The following is an 18,874-nucleotide window of genomic DNA, read 5'->3' as shown; positions in this document are numbered from 1 at the left end:
GGCTCCGCTTTAGTCGCGCGTCACGCGCAGCACTTCCTCAAGCGAGGTCGCGCCGCTGTCGACCCAGCGCTGCGCGTCGCCGCGCATGGTGTGCATGCCGTGCGCCAGTGCCACCTGCTTGATCTCGGACTCCGGCGCCTGCCGGTGGATCATGGTGCGGATCTCGTCACCGACGGTCAGCAGCTCATACACGCCCATGCGCCCCTGGTACCCGGACTGGCCGCACTTGTCGCAGCCCACCGGGTGCCACACGGTCTGCAGCGGCTTGCCCTGCGCGTGCAGCACCTCGGCCTCGGCGGCAGTGACCTCGATCACTTCCTCGCTCTTGCAGTGCTGGCACAGGCGGCGTACCAGCCGCTGTGCCAGCACCCCCAGCAGCGATGACGACAGCAGGAACGGCTCGATCCCCATGTCGACCAGCCGCGTCACCGCCGAGGCCGAGTCGTTGGTGTGCAGCGTGGCCAGCACCAGGTGGCCGGTCAGCGAGGCCTGCACCGCGATCTGCGCGGTTTCCAGGTCGCGGATTTCGCCGATCATGACCACGTCCGGGTCCTGGCGCAGGATCGCGCGCAGGGCCTTGCCGAAGGTCATGTCGATGCGCGCGTTGACCTGGGTCTGGCCGATGCCGTCCAGGTCGTACTCGATCGGGTCTTCCACCGTCATGATGTTGGTGGTGCGCGCATCCAGCCGCGACAGCGCCGCATACAGCGTGGTGGTCTTGCCCGAGCCGGTCGGCCCGGTCACCAGCACGATGCCGTGCGGCTGGCGGATCAGGTGGTCGAAGCCGCGCAGCGTGCCGGGCGCCATGCCCAGCTTGGCCAGGTCGAGCCGGCCCGCTTCCTTGTCCAGCAGGCGCAGCACCGCGCGCTCGCCATGGCCGGTGGGCAGGGTCGAGACCCGCACGTCGACCGGGCGCCCGCCCACGCGCAGCGTGATGCGGCCGTCCTGCGGCAGGCGTTTCTCGGCGATGTCGAGCTGCGCCATGATCTTGATACGCGAGATCAGCGCGCCGTGCAGCGCCTTCTTGGGCCGCACCACGTCGCGCAGCGTACCGTCCACACGGAAGCGCACCACCGACGACGACTCGAACGGCTCGATATGGATATCCGAGGCGCCTTCGCGCGCGGCCTGCGTCAGCAGCGCATTGATCATGCGGATGATCGGCGCGTCGTCCTCGGATTCAAGCAGGTCCTCCACCGCCGGGATGTCCTGCATCAGGCGCGACAGGTCGACCTCGCCTTCGACCTCGCCGACCACCTGCGCGGCGCTGCCGGCGTCCTGGCGGTTGTAGGCATCGGCCATGGCGAGTTCCAGTGCCTCGGGCTCAAGCACGCGCAGGCGCAGCGCGCCGTGCACGCGCGCGACCTCGGCCAGCGCGGTCGGGGACGTGGCGCGGGTCACCCAGACTTCCAGTCCGTCAGGGCGCTGGTGCGCGACCAGCAGCGGCGCCTCGCGCGCAAAGCCGTACGAGACCAGCCGCGCGGCCATCGGCGACGGCGGCTCCAGGGTCTCGGCCGGCGCGCTGGCGCCGGCGGGCAGGGCAGTTTGGACTTCGCTAGCCATGTCGGGGCCTAGTTCTGGAACGCAGACTCGCCGCGCAGGCTCAGCGGCTGGGGTGCATTCGCCGGTGGTTGCGGCAGCTGCTGCGGTGCCGGCTGCACGGGCTGTGGCTGGCCCGGCACGCCGGGCTGCGGGGCATTCTGCGGAAGGGACTGCTGCAGGGGCAGCGGGGCGGCAAGCGGGCCGTTTGCGCGCGGATCGACGAACGGCGTGGCCGGTGCGTCGGCCGGCGGCAGCAACGGCGTGTTGGTATCACGCACCATGATGTTAGGCGAAACAAAGCCCTGCTGCTGCGCGCGCATATAGTCGTAGCGGTCCTGCGTCAGGCGGTCGGCGGCGCCGGCCGTGCGCATCACATAGGGGCGCAGGAACACCAGCAGGTTGGTCTTGGAACGGTTCTTGTTCTCGGAGCGGAACAGGCCGCCGATCCATGGGATGTCGCCCAGCAGCGGCACCTTTTGCACGCCGTCGCCGTATGAGTCCTCGATCAGGCCGCCCAGCACGATGATCTGGCCGTCGTCGACCAGCACATTGGTCTCGATCGAGCGCACGTTGGTGGTCGGGCCCTGGATCAGGTTGGCGGTGGACTGCACCACCGACGACGATTCCTGGAAGATCTGCATCTTCACCAGCCCGCCGTCGGTGATCTGCGGCTTCACGCGCAGCGTGATGCCCACGTCCTTGCGGTCGAAGGTCTGGAACGGCGTGACCGAGGCCGCGCCGCCGGTCTGGGCATAGGAGCCGGTGGTGATCGGGATGTTCTGGCCGATCAGGATCTTGGCTTCCTCGTTCTCCAGCGTGATCAGGTTCGGCGTGGACAGCAGGTTGACGCTGCCGTTGGTGCCCAGCGCGCGCAGCAGCGCGCCCAGCCCCATCGCCTTGTTGACGATGCCCAGGTTCAGGCCGCCGATGTCCTTCACGAACCCTTGCGCCACGCCGATGGCGGCGGTGCGGTTGGTGTCGGCCAGCGCCCCGGCCAGGGTCAGGTTCAGGATGTTCTGTCCGCCGGTGCCGAAGTTGGTGCCGGCAAAGACGTTGTTGTTGCCGCTCGACGAGCTGATCAGGCCCTGCCACTGGATGCCCAGCTCGCTCGCCTGGGTGGAGGTCACCTCGACGATCATCGACTCGATGTAGACCTGCGCGCGGCGCGCGTCGAGGTCGTCGATCACGCCGCGCAGGTTGCGGTAGACCGGTTCGCTGGCGGTGATGATGAGCGAGTTGGTGGACTGGTCGGCCTGGATGATGCCGCCGGTGGCCGGCTGGGTACTGGTGCCGAACGATGCGGCGAAGGCCGAGTTGCCATAGGCGCCGCCCGAGCCTCCCGCCGCGCCGGTCCGCATGCTGGCCTGGGTGCCGGTAGCGCCGCCGGTGAACTGCCCGCCGGCCGGCGTCGAGACATTGGTCATGCCCCCCGCGCCGCCGATGCCGCCGGCCTGCCCGCCGGGCTGGGTGGCGCTGGCAAAGCTGCTGTCGGCGGCGACAATGGCGCGCAGCGTGGCCGCCAGCTTGACCGCATCGGCGTTCTTCAGCGGCACCACCCAGATATTGCCGGGGCGCGCATAGGGCTGGTCGAGCTTCTCGATCAGCTGGCGCGCCTGCTGCAGCCGCGCGCGGCTGGTGGCGCGGATCATTAGCGAATTGCTGCGCGGCTCCGCCACCACCGAGGTGCGCAGGCTGGCGTCGACGCCCGGTGCGCCGCCGCCGGTGGCGCCCGCGGCGCCGGGGTCGAGCAGCTTCTGCAGCACCGCCGCGGTATCGCTGGCCAGGGCGTGCTTGAGCGGCACCAGCTCGACCTCGCCCGAGGCCGGCGCATCGACCGCGGCGATGATGCGCGCCAGCCGGCGCAGGTTGTCGGCGTAGTCGGTGATGACAAGCGTGTTGTTGGCCGGGTAGGCGGTGATGGTGTTGTTGGGCGCGATCATCGGCCGCAGCACCGGCACCAGGTTGTTGGCCGATTCATAGTTCAGCCGGAACACCTGCGTCACCACCTGGTCGCCGCGGCTGGGGCTGGCACCGATCACCGTGGGCGAGCCCTGCAGCTTGGCGTCGGCCTCGGGCACGACCTTGGTGAAGCCGTTGCTCTCGACCATGGCATAGCCCTGCATGCGCAGCACCGAGCCCAGCGTCTGCAGCGCCTGCGCGCGCGAGACCGGCTGCTCGGTGACCAGGTTGACCGTGCCTTTCACGCGCGGGTCGATCACGAAGTTCTTGCCGGTGGCCTGGCCGACCGCCTTGACCACCGAATCAAGGTCGGCGTTGACGAAGTTCAGCACCACTTGGTCGCGGTTGGACGGCGTGATGTCGGGCGGCGCGGGCGGGGTGCCGGTGCGCGCGCCGGGCTGGGCCCACAACGGCGCGGGCGCCAGCAGCGAGAGCCCGCACAGCAGGGCCACGGCGCGGGCGCAGGCGGTGTGGAAAACAGGTCGGATGGCGTGGGTTTTCATAGTCATTTCCGGGCGCTCCTGGATTGGCCAGGCATCAGAAGCGCAGCCTTGTCACATGGTTGTCTCGTCGTCCCAGCAGGCTCAGCAGGCTGGTCAGTTGCGTTGCCGCTTCGGGCTCGGCGTGCGCGGTGCCCTCGAAGCGCGCCTGCCGCCCCAGCGTGCCGCTGCCCTCCAGGTGCAGCGGCCCGGCGATGGTGCTCAGCTGCAGCTTGCCGCCACCCTCGCCGGTCCAGTCGATTTCGGCGCGGTAGCTGCCCAGCGGGCGCAGCCGGCTCACGGCCGACGACACCTGTTCGATGCGCAGCGTCATATGGCCGCGCATGCCCTGGCCCGAAAAGCGTCCCTGCAGCGTGGACCAGTCCACGCGCATCAGGCCGTCCGGGCGCAGCGTATTGAACGGCGCGCCGATGCCTTCGAGCAGCGCCGCGGGCAGCCGGATGGCGCCTGCCTGCGCACTCCAGCCGCCGGGGGTCACGGTGATGGCGACCGGTGCGGCCATGGCCTCGGAATGGCTCACCACCAGGCGCGCGCTGCCGCCCAGCAGCGGCCAGAACGCCAGCGTCCATTGCAGCCGGCCGGGCAGCACGGTCGCGGTCTGGCTGCCGGCGCCGGCCGACAGCGCCAGCGTGGCGCTGCCATGCCAGAGCGAGCCGCTGGCATCGGCCAGCAGTACCCGTCCCTGCGTCTGCGTGGCCACGCGCGCGGCGATCCATGCCGCCGGCAGCATCGCCACCACGGTCACCGCGGCGCTCGCCAGGCCAAGCCCCAGCCAGCGCAGGCGCCGCCATGCGGCCGGCTGGCGCAGCTTGTGGCGCGGCAGGCGCAGCGTTTCCAGCCGTACCATCAGCTGCGGCCGCCCGGACCCTGCAGGGTCGCGCTGACGTTCACCAGCGCCGTGGCGCCGACATAGACGATACGGGCGTCGATCACCTTCATGCGCTGCTGCTGGCGCACGTCCTGCAGCCAGCCGCTGACCGCGCCGAACGGCACCTTGTCCAGCTGCACCTGCACGCTGTTGTCGGCGCCGGCGGCCAGCCGGGTCGCCTTCAGGCCGTGCTGGCCCAGGCTGTCCTGCAGCGCCTGCGTGAGCGCGTCGCCGCGCAGCGATGGCGCCGGCGTGGCCTTCAGGCCGCGGGCTTCCTGCGCCAGGGTTTCCATTTCGGCCAGGTCGGCGCGCAGCTTGGGCAGGTTGCGCGCCAGGCGCTCGCGGCCGTCGGCGGCCGGCTCCCACAGGACCAGGTAGCCGATCACCAGCGCCAGCACGGCGCCGCCGCCGCCCAGGATGGCCTGTTCGCGCGGGTTGCGCGCCGACCAGAAGGCGTTGAAGCGCTCCTGCCACGCCTGCGGCACGGACGGGCGCAGCCGCGCCAGGCGCGTGCGCAGCGCAGAGGTCGCGCCTGGCCGGCTGGCGCGTGGCGTCTGGCTTCGGGCTGTGTCTTTCATGGGGTTCATGCTGGTGGGCCCGCTTACAGGCCGGGCCTGACGGTCCAGCGGGAGCCGGGCGTCACCGGGGTGCCTGCGCTGCTGCTGGTACTGCCAGCGGCACTTCCGGCCTTGTCTTCTTCCATCTGCAGTCCGGCCTGGCGCGCGGCGCTGCGCAGGCCAGCGGTGTCCGTGCCTGGCTTGAGCGTCACCACCAGCATGCGGCCGCGGTACTCCAGCGCCTGCAGCGCGTCGGGCGGCAGCCTGCGCGCGGCCTGGGCAAAGCGGTCGGCCAGCGGCAGGAAGTCTTCCGGCGTGCTGCGGCCGCTGGCGGTGCGCAGCTGCTCGACCTGCCGCCGCATCTGCAGCGGCGCGTCGAGCACGGTCTGGATCTGCGGGAAGGCGCCGTGAAGCGCCTGCAGCTGCGCGGCTTCCAGCCGCTGCTGCTCGCGCCGCAGCAGCAGCCAGTGCGTGTTCATGCCAATGACCTGGACCAGCACGATGCCCGCCAGCAATGCCAGCGGCACGCGCCATGCCACCAGGTTCCAGCGGTCGGCACGGCCCTGCGCGAATTCAAACTGCGCCAGGTCCAGCGCCGGCTCGCGCAGGCAGTCCTGCGCGCCTTCGATCCACAGCTGCCAGCTGGTGCGGGCGGCCTGGCGCAGGTCGGGCACCGGCGCCGCGGCGGCAGCGTCGGCATCGGCATACCAGGTGCCGGCAGGCGCAAGCGCCTGCCACGCGGCCAGGGCATCGTCGCCCAGCAGCAAGCCGTAGCCGGCGTGGGCGCCGGTGCGCACGGTCAGTTGCCACTGGCGCGCGGCGTCGGAGGCGGCGGAGGGCAGTTCGCCGCTTAACGCATCGCTCAACTCGCCGCTCCGGGCGAGGGCGCTGGCGGCGGCTTCGACCACCAGCGTGGCCGCCGGCGGCGGCGCGTCGGTGCTCGCCATTGACGGCTCGGTGCTGGCTTGCGCGGCGGCGGCCAGCGGCACGCACAGCTGCGCGGCCAGCACATGGCGGCGCCGGTGGCGGTGTTCGGCAAAGGCGTCGAGCACGGCGCGCAGCCAGGCGCGGTCGGCCACCATCAGCAGCCGCTGGCGCGATCCGCGCGCGGCGCTGCCGTCCAGGGCAGGGCCCACGCCGATATGGCACGGCTGCGCATCGGTGGCGAGCGCGTCCTCGACCAGGTTGGGCAGCGCCTGTTTCAAACGGGCGGGCGGCAGCGGCGGCACGCTGGCGGTGGTCAGCAGTACGTCGCTGGCGGCGAGGATCAGCACCAGGCGCTCGGCCGCGGGCAGGTCAGCGATGCGGGCGTGGCCTTCGCGCAACACTTCCGGTGCCGCACGGGCCTGGCCACGCCGCGCCGCGTCGGCCGTGGCCGTGCGCACCAGCGCGAACGGCAGGGTGCCGAACTGCCACGGTTGCGGCTGGTCATGCGGCCGGTGCGGCAGGCGGACGTACAGGGTGGTGCTCAAGGTTTCCTTGCTTTGGCGTCAGTGGAACGGCTCGGGCAGGCGCATGGCCGGTTGGGATGCGCCCTGGATCGCCCCGGAGTCAGAAACTTGCCGGGGCGCGGGGATGCCGGCGGGCGGCCAGGAAGGCCGGACGGCGGCGGGTGGGCTGGGGCCACGCTCGCGCCAGCGCCGCAGCATACCTTGCCTGTGTGACTAAACCGCGTCAATACCATTCTCCCCGGTTGCTTGCGCGTGCAAATTCGGCCTGTTGCCTGGTTTGGTGGGCGCCGCTCAGCGCAGGTCCGGCAGCCGGTCCGCATCCTGGATCCAGACCACGCGGGTGGTGTTGGCCGTGCCCAGCGGCTCGCCGCGGAAGATCAGCGACACCTGCAGCCGGGTGGCGCGCTCGTGCCGCACCAGTCCGTAGACCAGGAAGTAGTGCGTGCGCACGTCGAGCAGGTTGCCGAGGTTGGCGGCATCCGCCTGCGGCGCCACCGCGGCCAGCTGGGTCTGCAGGTTGCCCAGGTTGTTGAAGTAGGCGCGGTCGCGCTGGCGCACCAGTTCGCGCGCGCGCTCCAGCGGCAGCTTGTCGATGACCGCAGCCAGCACCTCGGCCTCGGCGGTGTTGGCGTTGACCAGCGTGCGCTCGGGCAGCACGGTAACAAAGGGCTCCAGCACCGCCACCATCTCCGGCGTGTAGCCGGGCAGTGCCATCAGCCCCTGCACGCTGTCCAGCGGGCGCGGCGCCGGCTGGCCGCTGGCATTGCCGCCCTGCGCGGCCTGCAGCATGTAGCGCGCCGTGGTCTCGGCCAGCGCCGGGTTCAGGCCGACCGTCTGCAGCAGGCGGCGGTATGCGGCCTGCGCCGCCGGGTCGACCGAGGCCGCGCGGCCTGCCTGGCCGCCTTCGCCGCCAGTGGCGGTCCACACCACCAGGTTGGCCAGGTTCAGGCGCGCCTGCGCATCCAGGATGCGGCCCGACAGGAACGAGGTCTCGCCCGCGACATCGGTGCGCAGTGCCGCGCCGAGGAAGTCCGACAGCCGCGTCTCGGCGATCGGCACCGCCCACGGCTCGCCCAGTTCGTCGACATTGGTGCGGCGCTGGTCGTCGCGCAGGATCAGCCGCGCCCAGTCCACGGCGGCACGCTCGATCCAGGTGGCCTGGGCCAGCAGCCGCTGGTTCTCGATGGCGCGGATCTGCACCTGCTGGCGCCACAGCATGCCGGACACCACCACCACGGCCAGCGTCACCATCAGCAGCGCGGTGACCACGGCCGCACCGCGCGGGCGGCGGCGCAACGGCACCAGGCGAGGCGGGCGGCCGGCTTGCCTCATAGCCCGGTCATGCAGATCTTCTGGAACTGCCGCGGCGCATCGCCATCGCCCATGCGGGCGAAGATGGTCAGTTCCACTGCGCGCACCGCGGTGTTGGACTGTGCCGCGCCGGGCGCGGAGGCGGCCACGGCGCTGGCGGCATTGCCCGCGAACAGCACGTTGCGGATGCGCCCGCTGTCGGCCTGCCAGCCGGCGGGCTCCACCCATGCGCGCATGCTCATGCCGTCCACGTCGGCCAGCACGCGCCGCACCTGCGCGGTGTTGCCGCCGCCCTGGCGCAGGGCCAGCAGCGCCGACTGCAGGCCGGCCCTGCTGTTCACCGGCGGTGCCGCCACGCGCACCAGGGTATTGCCGTCGAGCTGGTACGACAGCACCTGCCAGGTCGGCGGCTGGCCTTCGTCGCGCCGGTCGCGCACCAGCAGCAGCCGGTTCTGGCCGATCTCGACCGGGCTGGCCTGCAGCAGCGTGGGGTTGGCCAGGTGCTCGCAGTCGGCCTGGAGTTGGCCGTAGAGCACTTTCAGCGCGTCCAGGCGCGCGTCGTGGTCGGTGAGGCGCTCGCGGCTGCGCGTCAGGCTGTCCAGCGCGCGCCAGCCGATCACCGCCATCACCGCCAGCAGCGTGATGGCGACCAGCATCTCCAGCAGCGTGAAGCCGCCGGGCCGCCGCGGGCGGCGGCGCTCAGAGCACGTTGCGGGTTTCATTGGGGACTATGGTGACCAGCCACGCCAGGCGTACGGACTTGTCCGTGGCGGACGGGTAGACCGCGATTTCGACGCGGCGGAAAACGGGATTGGGCGTGCCCGAGACGGATTGCTCGCAATACAGCGGCGTGCCGCCCTGCGGGCAGGCATAGCCGCTGACGCCGGGCTCGGGCCAGGTCTTGGCCAGGCGCAGCGCGGCCAGGTGATTCTCGGCACTCCACTCGGCCAGCATGCGCGCCTGCAGCGACGCGCTGGCATCGACCATCGAGCCCATCGCCCGCATTGCCGCGGTCAGCGCGACCGCCAGGATGGTCAGCGCCACCAGCACTTCGATTAGCGTAAAGCCAGCGTTGCGCCCGCGCCGGGCCGGCCGCGGCAAGGAGCGGGGGCAGGGTTTCATGGCGTGCTGGCGAAATAGCGGCCGCTGCCGTCGCCGGCAACGTCCACGCGGATATCGCCGCGCACCAGGATCAGCCGCTGCGGGGCATCGATCAGCTCGCGCCCGAAGATCAGCCGGGGCGGGCTGCTGGTCCCGGTGCTGCGGCCCCCTTCGGACACGATCACCTGGTCCAGCGCCAGGCGCCAGTGGCCTGGGGCAAACACGTCGGTACGCATGGGGATCCAGCCGTTGGGGGTCAATTCCAGGAAGCGCCAGCCGCTGGCATTGCCCTCCCAGGCGAGCGGGCGGGCGCCAAGCTGTGCCTCTTCCTGCGCCAGTTCGAACAGCCGCGCGATGCGCTGGCCGTCGTCTAGCACGCGGCCCCGTTCATTGGGCGAGGCGTTGACCGCCACCAGCGAGATCACGATGCCGGCGATCACCATGACCACCAGCAGCTCTAGCAGTGTAAAGCCGCGGCGCCGGGGGCCGGTCGCGCGGCGGCGCGGCGCCGTGGTCATGGTTGCAGGGGGGGCGGCGGGGCGGTGCTTATTCCCAGTTGCCGATGTCGGCGTCGTTGCCGTTGCCGCCGGCCTGGCCGTCGGCGCCGAAGCTGAACACGTCGATCTCGCCGCGCACGCCCGGGTTCAGGTACTGGTACGGATGGCCCCAGGGATCCTTGGGCAGCTTTTCCAGGTAGCCGCCGCCCTTCCAGTTGTTGGGCACGGGCTCGGTGGTGGGCTTGGCCACCAGCGCGGGCAGGCCCTGCTCGGTGGTGGGGTAGCGGCTGTTGTCCAGGCGATACAGCTTGAGCGCCTGCATGATCGACGAGATGTCCTGGCGCGCGGCCACGATGCGGGCCTCGTCCGGACGGCTCATGATCTTGGGCACCACCAGCGCCGCCAGCACGCCAAGGATCACGATCACGACCATGATCTCGATCAGGGTGAAGCCACGCGCACGGCGGGCACGCACGGAACGGGCGGGGCTGGCAATCTGGGAAGTGAATCTGCGCATCGTCAGTGGACCTCTTGGCTGGAATGGCTGGGCCCGCACCGGTTGGGGGGCGGCGGGCCGGGTTCGCCAGTCAGTATAACCGGCGCCACATGACTGTTTTATGGGCGGCCCCTTCGGCACCTCAGCATTGTCTGATCCGGATCACAGTTACTGAGGACGGGCATCCGGCAGGGAAATAACTTGCATCCTAGATGCATCTTTTTTAAGATGGCGACACGATGCAACTGACCCGCTTTTCCGACTATGCGTTGCGCCTGCTGATGTACGTCGCCCGTGGCGATGGCAGCCGGCCGATCACCATTGCCGAGGTGGGGCAGCAGTTCGGCATCTCGCACAACCACCTCGTCAAGGTGGCGGCGCGGTTGTCGAAGCTGGGCTGGATCAGTGCCACGCGCGGCCGCCACGGCGGCCTGCAGCTGGGCCCCGGCGCCGAGCGGCTGACCATCGGCACCATCCTGCGCGAGCTGGAAGGGCACAAGGCGGTGATCGACTGCAACAACCCGCCCTGTGCGCTGAACGGCAACTGCCGACTGAAGCGCGCGCTGGACGTGGCCGAGCAGGCTTTCTACCGCGCGCTGGACGACGTCACGCTGGCCGATGTCACCGGCAGCCAGACGGCCGAGTCGATCATCCGCCTGCATCGCGATTTCCTGAACCGGCATTCGGCCTGAGCGGATCGTGTCCGCCCCGGGCCGGCGAGAGCCGGTTTTATTTTGAGCAAAAACATGCATTTTATTTGCATGATTTAAAACGGAGTGTTTCCTGATGCTGTCCGCCGCTTCCCGCCCCTATATCGATGCAAGCGTCCCCGTGCTGCGCGAGCACGGCCTGGCCATCACCACGCATTTCTACCGCGAGATGTTCGCGGACCGGCCCGAGCTGACGCAAATGTTCAACATGGGCAACCAGGCCAACGGCAGCCAGCAGCAGTCGCTGGCCTCGGCCGTGTTCGCCTATGCGGCCAATATCGATAACGCCGCGGCGCTGGGGCCGGTGCTCGAGCGCATCGTCCACAAGCATGCGGCCGTGGGCCTGACGCCCGCGCACTACCCGATCGTCGGCCGCCACCTGCTGGGCGCCATCTCCGCGGTGCTGGGCGAGGCCGCCACGCCGCCGCTGCTGGCCGCCTGGGACGAGGCCTACTGGCTGCTGGCCGGCGAGCTGATCGCCGCCGAGGCGCGCCTGTACCAGCGCACCGGCGTGGCCGCCGGCGAGCTGACGCCGGTGCGCGTGGTGCGACGCGAGGCGCAGGGCGACCAGGTGGTGGCGCTCACCCTGGCTGCCGCCGACGGCCAGCCGCTGCGTGCGTTCCGCCCGGGCCAGTACATCAGCGTCGAGGCGCGCCTCGACGATGGCCAGCGCCAGCTGCGCCAGTATTCGCTGTCGGCCGAAAGCGGGCTGCCGACCTGGCGCATCTCGGTCAAGCGCGAGGCGGGCGACCGCACCACCCCGGCCGGCGCGGTGTCCAACTGGCTGCACGCCAACGCCCAGGTGGGCACGGAACTCAAGGTGAGCGCGCCGTTCGGCGAGTTCACGCCGGCGCTCGACGGGCGCCGTCCGCTGGTGCTGCTATCGGCCGGCATCGGCATCACGCCGATGCTGTCGGTGCTGCGCACGCTGGCCGCGCAGGGATCGCAGCGCCAGGTGCTGTTTGCCCATGCCGCGCGCGATGGCCGCCACCACGCCCATCGCGCCGACCTGCAATGGGCGCGCGAACGCCTGCCGCAGCTCGCCACGCACATCAGCTATGAAACCCCGCAAGCGGGCGACGTCGCCGGCCGCGACTACGACCACGCCGGCACAATGCCGGTGGCCGAACTGCTGCGCCAGCCCGACCTGCAGCGCTTTGTTGACGGCAGCTTCTACCTGTGCGGACCGCTCGGCTTCATGCAGGAGCAGCGCCATGCGCTGGTCAGCGCGGGCGTGCCGGTGGCGCATATCGAGCGCGAGGTGTTCGGGCCGGACCTGCTGGACGACCTGCTCTAAGCGTCGGCGGGGCGGCACCGGCACGGCAGACAGTGTCATGGGGCTCTGGTACGCTTGGCGCGTCTGCGCTCACGCGCCATTGCCCGCCTTGTGGGTATCCAGGTCCCGATCCCATGCAACTGTCCCTCCGGCCTTCGCTCCGCTTCGATGCCTCCGCGCCCTGGCTGTCGCGCCTGGCCAGCCTGGTGTTGTTCATAGCGCTATGTGCGCTTGCCACCTACTGGGTGCTGACCTTCAGCGCGATGCGTACCATCCCGGTGCCGCAGAACGCGCGCGTAGCCCAGACCGAGGCGGTCGAGACCGGCGCGGTCGCGACGCTGTTTGGCGGCTCGGCGCAGGGCGGCCCGCGCGACGTGCAGCTGATCGGCGTAGTGGCCGAGGTGGATGGCGGCGCGGGCGCGGCAATCGTGTCGATCGATGGCGGCCCGCCCAAGGCGGTGCGCGCCGGCGCCGAGCTGTCGCCGCAGATCCGGCTGGCGGAGATCCGCCAGCGTGCGGTGGTGATCGAGCGCGGCGGCGTGCGCCAGGAAATCGTGCTGCCGCTGCAGGCCGGCGCCACGCGCGGCGCACCGGCAGCGGCCGGTGCCTTGCCCACGCCGCCCGCCGGCGCCGCGGCACCGATGGCAACGCCGATGCCGCCCCCGGCGCCGGTCGTGAGCCAGCAGCCGCAAGGCCAGGCGCCTGCGCAGCAGGCCCAGCCCGCGCAACCGCAGCCGCAACCGGTCGATCCGCGCCAGTACCAGCCGTTGATGGCACCGCAGGCGGCCGGCGAAGACCAGCTGGCGCCGAAGGACTGATACAGGGCACCAAATATTCGCGCTTGCTTGCGTTCCCTTACGGCGCGCGGGCCTTTCTGTGAGCCGGGTAACATCGTATTAAAAGCGCCAACTTCCCCGCATCGTCTGCGTTCTAATCCGTACATGCCAAACGTGATGAAAAGGAGCAAGACATGCAACGCAATCACAAGCCGCAGATCCTGAAGCAGTTCCTGGCCGCATCGGCCGCCCTCCTGGTCGCCGGTGGCGCATTTGCCCAGGCCAGCGCCCCTGCCGCACCCGCTGCGCCGGCCGGCAAGCCCGGCATGGGTCAGCATCACCACCACGGTGGCGGCATGTGGATGAAGTCGATCGATACCGACGGCGATGGCGCGATCTCCAAGGCGGAAGCCGACGCCTGGTTCAACAAGCTCGACACCAACCACGACGGCAAGATCGACAAGGCCGAGATGGATGCGCACCGCAAGGCCGCCATGGCCGAGCATCATGCGCGCATGCAGGCAGCCTTCGACGAGAAGTTCAAGGCGGCCGACAAGAACGGCGACGGCGCGCTGACCAAGGCTGAGGCCAATGCCGGCATGCCGCGCCTGGCCAAGCGCTTCGACCAGCTCGACGCCAACCACGACGGCAAGCTGACCCGCGACGAAATCCGCGCCGGCATGGAAAAGATGCACCGCGAGCACTCGCAGCGCGGCGACCGCGGCCCGCGTGGCCAGGGGGCTCCGGGCAGCCAGCCGGCACCCGCGGCACCGGGCTCTCCGTCTACCAGCGGCGGCTGACCGGCCCTGGCAGGGCCGCGCCAGCGGACACTGCCAGCGACGCCACCAAGCGCGCGAGCCTTAGGGTTCGCGCGCTTTTTCTTTGCCTGTCCGCCTTGTTCGTGCACCAGGAAGAATCTGACCTCGCTCGCAAACGCCCGTAGAATGCCGCTTCCCTGTTTGCCGGGCTTGGCACCATCCTTGCCTGCTTCCGGCCGGCGGGGCGCGGCCGCGATTCGCGGAGGCGCCACCGCACAGGTTTGCCCAGCCCGACCGGCTGCCGCGCGAGTGACCGATAAGGCTGTCAGCTCATCAGAAGCGGCCCTGTATCGGACGTAATTGCACAAAAAATTGCGTACTTGTGCACGGCTTGCTAAATTTGCGCAAAAAAATTGCCAATAAACATATTGCGGAGCAACAATATCGTGAGCAAGGTGGAGTTGGACAAGATCGACCGGAAGATCCTGGAAGTGCTGCAGACCAACGGCCGGTTGACCAACCTGGAAGTGGCCGAGCGCGTCAACCTGTCGCCCAGCCCCTGCCTGCGCCGCATCCGGCGGCTGGAGGAGATCGGCGTGATCCGGCAGTACGCAGCGCTGCTGGAGCCCAACAAGATCGGACTTGGCCTGCTGGCCTATATCAATGTCCGGCTGGAAAAGCATGGCGGCGCGCCCAAGGGCAAGGCACCGCTGGACCTGTTCCGCGCCTCGATCGCGGTCTGGCCGGAGGTGGCCGCGTGCCACGCCATGACCGGCGAAATGGACCTGCTGCTCAAGGTCTACGTGGAAGACATGGAGCACTTCGCGCGCTTCATGCAGGAACAGCTGCTGGCGCATCCGTCGGTGATCGACGTGCGCTCCAGCTTTGCGCTGGAAAGCATCAAGGACACCACGGCGCTGCCGGTGGGTGGCGCGGCCTGATGCGGCAAACCTGAGGCCGCAAACAAAAACGGCGCATCGATGCGATGCGCCGTTGGCGTGGAATCCGCAATAAGCGGACCTCGCGGAGCTCAGGCGGTGTGCTTCTGCGGCATCATGGTGCGCCAGAAGCGCAGCCCGAAGCGGCGTGCGTCACGCAGGTTGCGGCGCACCGCGTAGTCCAGGTCGGCGAGCTGCTCGTCCAGCGCTTCAGTCAGGCGGCTGGCGGTGTCGGCCGGCGGCAGTTCCAGGTAGGCATCGGCCTCGCCATAGGCGTACTGGACCTTCATGCCGGCCTTCTTGGCAATGTGCATCATCGCTGCGTTGCGCGACAGGCAGTGCATGTACAGCGTGCGCACATTAGTGTTGCGGCCATGGATCGCGGCACGCTCGAACAGCGCGCTGCCGATGCCGCGACCGCGGGCGCTGCCCGACACCGACACGCCGAACTCCGCCACGCGGCCCTGGGCGTTGTCGCGCAGGTTGGCGAAGTGGCCCACCCCGATCAGCTCGAGCTTGTCGTCGTACACGCCGAACACGCTGTCATGGTCGAAATCGATGCTGTCGACATAGGCTTCGATCACGTGGTCGCCCACGGACTGGCCAAAACGGAGCAGGCGATCCTCCTCGCCCAGGGCGAGGAAATGCTTCAGCAGGCGCGAGCGATGGTGGGCCGCCAGCTCGCGCACCAGTACGGTGGCGCGGTGGGTGGCCTGTGCGGCTTCGGCTGCCTTGCGCAGATCTTCGTCGGTCAGTGCGCCGACGGCCTTGCTCAGTTCGAGCGGATTCACGTTAATTCCTTCCTGGTGCGGTCACAGATAAACATAGCACTGCGTTGGTGTTTTTTCAGGCACTTTTCCCTGCATCGGTGCAGGACTCGGGGAAACACCATCTTGATGCGGCGCCAAAAGTATTGTAGTGGAATTGTCAGTTCGGCGTAAGCTTCCCGCGCCGCAGCAGGCCGTTGTCTCGCCACAGCACCATTAAAAATCGAATAAAATCAATAGCTTGAAAAAATGTGATGAATTGTTGCCGGACGCCGGATGTGGATTTGGTGCAACGCCACAATTCCGCGCTTTCCCGCAGGTTCGTCTGCTTTCCTTGCCCAGCCGATCGCCTTTGATGACCGAGCCCCCAATCGTTGTGATCTACGCGCATCCCACGCCCAGCCGTTCGCGCGTCAACCGGCCCCTGGCCGATGCGCTGGCCGCGCTGTCGCAGGTACAGGTACGCGATCTCTACCGCAGCTATGTCGACTATGACATCGACGTCGTCGCCGAGCAGCGCGTGCTGTCGGTCTCTGACACCGTCGTGCTGCAGTTCCCGGTGCGCTGGTACAGCGTGCCGGCGCTGCTCAAGCTGTGGCTCGATGAGGTGCTGGAGCCAGGCTGGGCCTATGGCCCCGGCGGCACCGCGCTGCGTGGCAAGTCCTTGCTGGCGGTGGTGAGCACCGGCGGCACAGCCGATTCCTACGGGCCGGACGGCACCCATGGCCACCCGATCGGGGACTTCCTGTTGCCGCTGGAGCAGACCGCCTTGCTGTGCGGCATGAACTGGCTGCCGCCGGTGGTGCTGCATGACGCCAACAATGCCGACGCCCAGGCGCTGGCCGAGCATATCGCCCACGTCTGCGGGCGGCTGGGCACCGGCACCGCGCCGGCGGGGAGGCAGGCATGAACCAGCACGATTTCCTGATTGCGCTGCTGGTGTTCTTGGTGGCGGCGGTGGTGGCGGTGCCGCTGGCGCGGCGCGGCGGCCTGGGCGCGGTGCTGGGCTACCTGCTGGCGGGGGCGGCGATCGGGCCGTTTGCGTTGCGCCTGGTGACCAATGTCGAATCGATCCTGCATTTCTCCGAGTTCGGCGTGGTGCTGATGATGTTCGTCATCGGCCTGGAGTTGGAGCCGCGCAAGCTGTGGGCACTGCGGCGGAGCATATTTGGCTATGGCGGCGCGCAGCTGGCCGCCTGCGCGCTGGTGATTGGCGCGGTGGCGGCGCTGGCGGGCGCGCCGTGGCAGGTGGCGCTGGTGGCGGGCCTGGGGCTGGCGTTGTCGTCCACCGCGATCGCGCTGGCGACACTGACCGAGCGCAACCTCTTCGGCACGCCGGCGGGGGCGGCGAGCTTCGGCATCCTGCTGTTCCAGGACATCGCCGCGATCCCGATGATCGCGCTGTTGCCGCTGCTGGCCACGCAGGGCGCAGAAGGCGCGGGTCCGGGCGCGGCCGGCTGGCTGGCGGCAGGCAAGGCGGTGGCGGTGATCGGTGCGGTGGTGGTCGGCGGCCGTTATCTGGTGCGCCCGGCGCTGCGCTTTATCGCCCGCACCGACATGCGCGAGATGTTCACCGCGTTTGCGCTGCTGCTGGTGGTGGGCATTGCGTTGATGATGGACGCGGTGGGCTTGTCGATGGCGCTGGGCACCTTCCTGGCCGGCGTGCTGCTGGCCGATTCGGAATACCGCCACGCGCTCGAGGCCGACCTGGAGCCGTTCAAGGGCCTGCTGCTGGGCCTGTTCTTCATGGCCGTCGGCATGTCGATCGACTTTGCCGTGCTGGCGCGCTCGCCCTGGCTGGTGCTGGGTCTGGTGGCCGCCTTCGTGGTTGCCAAGACCGCGTTGCTGGCGCTGCTGGCGCGGTATTTCGCCATCGCTCGCGGCCAGCGGCTGCTGTTTGCGCTGCTGATCTCGCAGGGCGGTGAGTTCGCCTTCGTGGTGTTCGGCGTGGCCGGCACCGCCGGCCTGCTGCCGCGCGAGACCGAGGCCCTGCTGGTGCTGGTGGTGGCGCTGTCGATGGTGTCCACGCCCTTGCTGCTGCTGGCCTATGACCGGCTGGTAGCGCCGCGCCTGGGCAGCGGCAAGGCCCGGCCGGACGAGGCCATCACGCCGCAGCACAATCCGGTGCTGATCGCCGGCTTCGGGCGCTTCGGCCAGATCGTCGGCCGCCTGCTGTACACCCAGGGCGTGGGCGTGACAGTGCTGGACCACGACCCCGACCAGATCGAGTTCCTGCGCCAGTACGGCTTCAAGGTCTTCTATGGCGACGCCACCCGGCTGGACCTGCTGGAGGCCGCGGGCATTGCCGACGCGCGCATCCTGGTGGTCGCCATCGACGGCATGGACGAGGGCCTGGAACTGATCGACCGCGTGCGCCAGCGCTTTCCGGAACTGCAGATCTACGCCCGGGCGCGCCATGTGTCGCATGTCTACCAGCTCAAGGACCGCGGCGTGCACCTGTTCGAGCGCGAGATGTTCGAGGGCTCGCTGATGCTGGGGCGCCGCGTGCTGGAGGGGCTGGGCTTCGATCCGGCCGAGGCCCGCAACGTGGCACTGCGTTTCCGGCGCCACAACATCCAGGCGATCGACCGCTTCTATCCGCACTACACCGACCAGAAGAAGCTGGTCTCGCTGGCGCGCCAGGCGCGCGACGAACTGGAAGAGATGTTCCGCCAGGACCGCGAGCAGCGGCGCCAGCGCGAAGAGGCCGAGTGGATGTGAGTGGCAGGGCGACGGGCCAGCGCCGCGTCAGCGCGCGGCCGCGGCCCGGCCGGGCAGGCCGCCTTCGAGCAGGTCGACCACCATCTCGGCAAACGCTGCATAGGACAGCCGGCCGCCCGGCTTGAGCCAGGTGAAGGTCCAGTTGATCATGCCGAAGATGGTCATGGTCAGCGCGGTCTGGTTCTCGCGCGTGACGCGCTCCGGGTAGGCCCGGCGCAGCAGGCGCGAGAAGGCCGCGACCACGTCGCGCTCGCGGCCCAGGATCAGGTCGCGCTGGGTCTCGGCCAGGAACTTGACGTCGTTGATCAGCGCGATATGGCGCGTCTGCGAGGTCTCGTACTCCGCCAGGAAGGCACGTATCAGGTTGCCGAAGGCTTCCTTGTCGGTGCGCGCGTGGCGCTCGGCGTCGGCCTCCACTTCAGTGACGAGCAGCATCAGCCGGCGCGTGTAGCGGTCCAGCAGGTCGAACAGGATCGCTTCCTTGCTCTCGTAATAGTGGTACAGCCGCGCCTTGGAGGTGCCGCAGGCGGCGGCCAGGTCGGCCATCGAGGTGCTGGGGTAGCTGCTGTTGGCAAAGGCGGCGGCGGCCAGGTCCAGGATCTGCTCGCGCTGCGCCTCGAAATCGGGTGCCTTGGTACGGGCCATA

At 69.6% G+C, this 18,874-nt stretch carries 19 protein-coding genes; 7 read left to right on the top strand and 12 right to left on the bottom strand.

The features are described from left to right. Positions 1 to 9 precede the first annotated feature (9 nt). The 10 genes from gspE to gspG all read right to left on the bottom strand — a co-directional run bounded on the left by gspE (position 10) and on the right by gspG (position 10,303). Entirely contained in the window at positions 10 to 1,563 is a 1,554-nt protein-coding gene (gene gspE, locus CNE_RS17060; protein ID WP_238553009.1) for a type II secretion system ATPase GspE, read from the bottom strand. Positions 1,564 to 1,571: 8 nt separating this feature from the next. After that, the gene (gene gspD / locus CNE_RS17055) at positions 1,572 to 4,004 is read right to left on the bottom strand and encodes a type II secretion system secretin GspD (RefSeq protein ID WP_041228223.1); all 2,433 of its coding nucleotides are present in this window, start codon (positions 4,002 to 4,004) and stop codon (positions 1,572 to 1,574) included. 34 nt (positions 4,005 to 4,038) lie between these two features. Next, complete coding sequence (locus CNE_RS17050; RefSeq protein ID WP_013958291.1) at positions 4,039 to 4,848, bottom strand: type II secretion system protein N; 810 nt, start codon at positions 4,846 to 4,848, stop codon at positions 4,039 to 4,041. Continuing rightward, a complete protein-coding gene (locus CNE_RS17045; protein ID WP_013958290.1) occupies positions 4,848 to 5,456 on the bottom strand; it encodes a type II secretion system protein M in 609 nt (202 codons plus the stop codon). Before CNE_RS17045 ends, CNE_RS17050 begins: the two co-directional genes overlap by 1 nt. Before the next feature lie 14 nt (positions 5,457 to 5,470). Next, a complete protein-coding gene (gene gspL, locus CNE_RS17040; protein ID WP_013958289.1) occupies positions 5,471 to 6,898 on the bottom strand; it encodes a type II secretion system protein GspL in 1,428 nt (475 codons plus the stop codon). A gap of 270 nt (positions 6,899 to 7,168) precedes the next feature. Next, complete coding sequence (gene gspK / locus CNE_RS17035; protein WP_013958288.1) at positions 7,169 to 8,209, bottom strand: type II secretion system minor pseudopilin GspK; 1,041 nt, start codon at positions 8,207 to 8,209, stop codon at positions 7,169 to 7,171. Next, positions 8,206 to 8,910, bottom strand: a complete 705-nt coding sequence (locus CNE_RS17030) for a PulJ/GspJ family protein (RefSeq protein ID WP_041228221.1) — start codon at positions 8,908 to 8,910, stop codon at positions 8,206 to 8,208. The genes gspK and CNE_RS17030 overlap by 4 nt, the downstream gene beginning before the upstream one ends. Then, entirely contained in the window at positions 8,888 to 9,310 is a 423-nt protein-coding gene (gspI, locus tag CNE_RS17025; protein ID WP_013958286.1) for a type II secretion system minor pseudopilin GspI, read from the bottom strand. Before gspI ends, CNE_RS17030 begins: the two co-directional genes overlap by 23 nt. After that, complete coding sequence (locus tag CNE_RS17020; RefSeq protein WP_013958285.1) at positions 9,307 to 9,807, bottom strand: GspH/FimT family pseudopilin; 501 nt, start codon at positions 9,805 to 9,807, stop codon at positions 9,307 to 9,309. The genes gspI and CNE_RS17020 overlap by 4 nt, the downstream gene beginning before the upstream one ends. Positions 9,808 to 9,835: 28 nt before the next feature. Next, on the bottom strand, positions 9,836 to 10,303 hold the full coding sequence (gspG, locus tag CNE_RS17015; RefSeq protein WP_013958284.1) for a type II secretion system major pseudopilin GspG: 468 nt from the start codon (positions 10,301 to 10,303) through the stop codon (positions 9,836 to 9,838). A 218-nt stretch (positions 10,304 to 10,521) separates the two neighbouring features. Between gspG and CNE_RS17010 the strand changes: the two genes are divergently transcribed. The 5 genes from CNE_RS17010 to CNE_RS16990 all read left to right on the top strand — a co-directional run bounded on the left by CNE_RS17010 (position 10,522) and on the right by CNE_RS16990 (position 14,743). After that, positions 10,522 to 10,974, top strand: coding sequence for an RrF2 family transcriptional regulator (locus tag CNE_RS17010; protein WP_013958283.1), 453 nt, complete (start codon positions 10,522 to 10,524; stop codon positions 10,972 to 10,974). Between the two features lie 94 nt (positions 10,975 to 11,068). Next, positions 11,069 to 12,289, top strand: coding sequence for a globin domain-containing protein (locus CNE_RS17005; protein WP_013958282.1), 1,221 nt, complete (start codon positions 11,069 to 11,071; stop codon positions 12,287 to 12,289). Between the two features lie 113 nt (positions 12,290 to 12,402). Next, a complete protein-coding gene (locus CNE_RS17000) occupies positions 12,403 to 13,086 on the top strand; it encodes a type II secretion system protein N (protein ID WP_013958281.1) in 684 nt (227 codons plus the stop codon). A gap of 152 nt (positions 13,087 to 13,238) precedes the next feature. Next, positions 13,239 to 13,844 carry an EF-hand domain-containing protein gene (locus CNE_RS16995; protein ID WP_013958280.1) on the top strand — a complete coding sequence of 202 codons (606 nt, stop codon included), beginning with the start codon at positions 13,239 to 13,241 and terminating at the stop codon, positions 13,842 to 13,844. A gap of 404 nt (positions 13,845 to 14,248) precedes the next feature. After that, positions 14,249 to 14,743: an Lrp/AsnC family transcriptional regulator gene (locus CNE_RS16990; protein WP_010813460.1), complete on the top strand. Its 495-nt coding sequence runs from the start codon at positions 14,249 to 14,251 to the stop codon at positions 14,741 to 14,743. Between the two features lie 89 nt (positions 14,744 to 14,832). On the opposite strand, the gene CNE_RS16985 is transcribed toward CNE_RS16990, so the two are convergent. Beyond that, the gene (locus CNE_RS16985) at positions 14,833 to 15,531 is read right to left on the bottom strand and encodes a GNAT family N-acetyltransferase (RefSeq protein WP_013958279.1); all 699 of its coding nucleotides are present in this window, start codon (positions 15,529 to 15,531) and stop codon (positions 14,833 to 14,835) included. 331 nt (positions 15,532 to 15,862) lie between these two features. Between CNE_RS16985 and kefF the strand changes: the two genes are divergently transcribed. Then, on the top strand, positions 15,863 to 16,417 hold the full coding sequence (kefF, locus tag CNE_RS16980) for a glutathione-regulated potassium-efflux system oxidoreductase KefF (RefSeq protein ID WP_013958278.1): 555 nt from the start codon (positions 15,863 to 15,865) through the stop codon (positions 16,415 to 16,417). Further along, positions 16,414 to 18,228: a glutathione-regulated potassium-efflux system protein KefC gene (gene kefC / locus CNE_RS16975; RefSeq protein WP_013958277.1), complete on the top strand. Its 1,815-nt coding sequence runs from the start codon at positions 16,414 to 16,416 to the stop codon at positions 18,226 to 18,228. The genes kefF and kefC overlap by 4 nt, the downstream gene beginning before the upstream one ends. Positions 18,229 to 18,255: 27 nt before the next feature. Here kefC and CNE_RS16970 read toward each other — a convergent pair whose 3' ends face one another. Then, positions 18,256 to 18,873: a TetR/AcrR family transcriptional regulator gene (locus tag CNE_RS16970; RefSeq protein WP_013958276.1), complete on the bottom strand. Its 618-nt coding sequence runs from the start codon at positions 18,871 to 18,873 to the stop codon at positions 18,256 to 18,258. Position 18,874: the final 1 nt, after the last annotated feature.

The sequence above is a fragment of the Cupriavidus necator N-1 genome, from assembly GCF_000219215.1.
Taxonomy (GTDB): Bacteria; Pseudomonadota; Gammaproteobacteria; order Burkholderiales; family Burkholderiaceae; genus Cupriavidus; species Cupriavidus necator.
The sequence above is the reverse complement of the archived record's forward strand: the minus strand, read 5'-3'. Positions and strand labels throughout refer to the sequence as shown.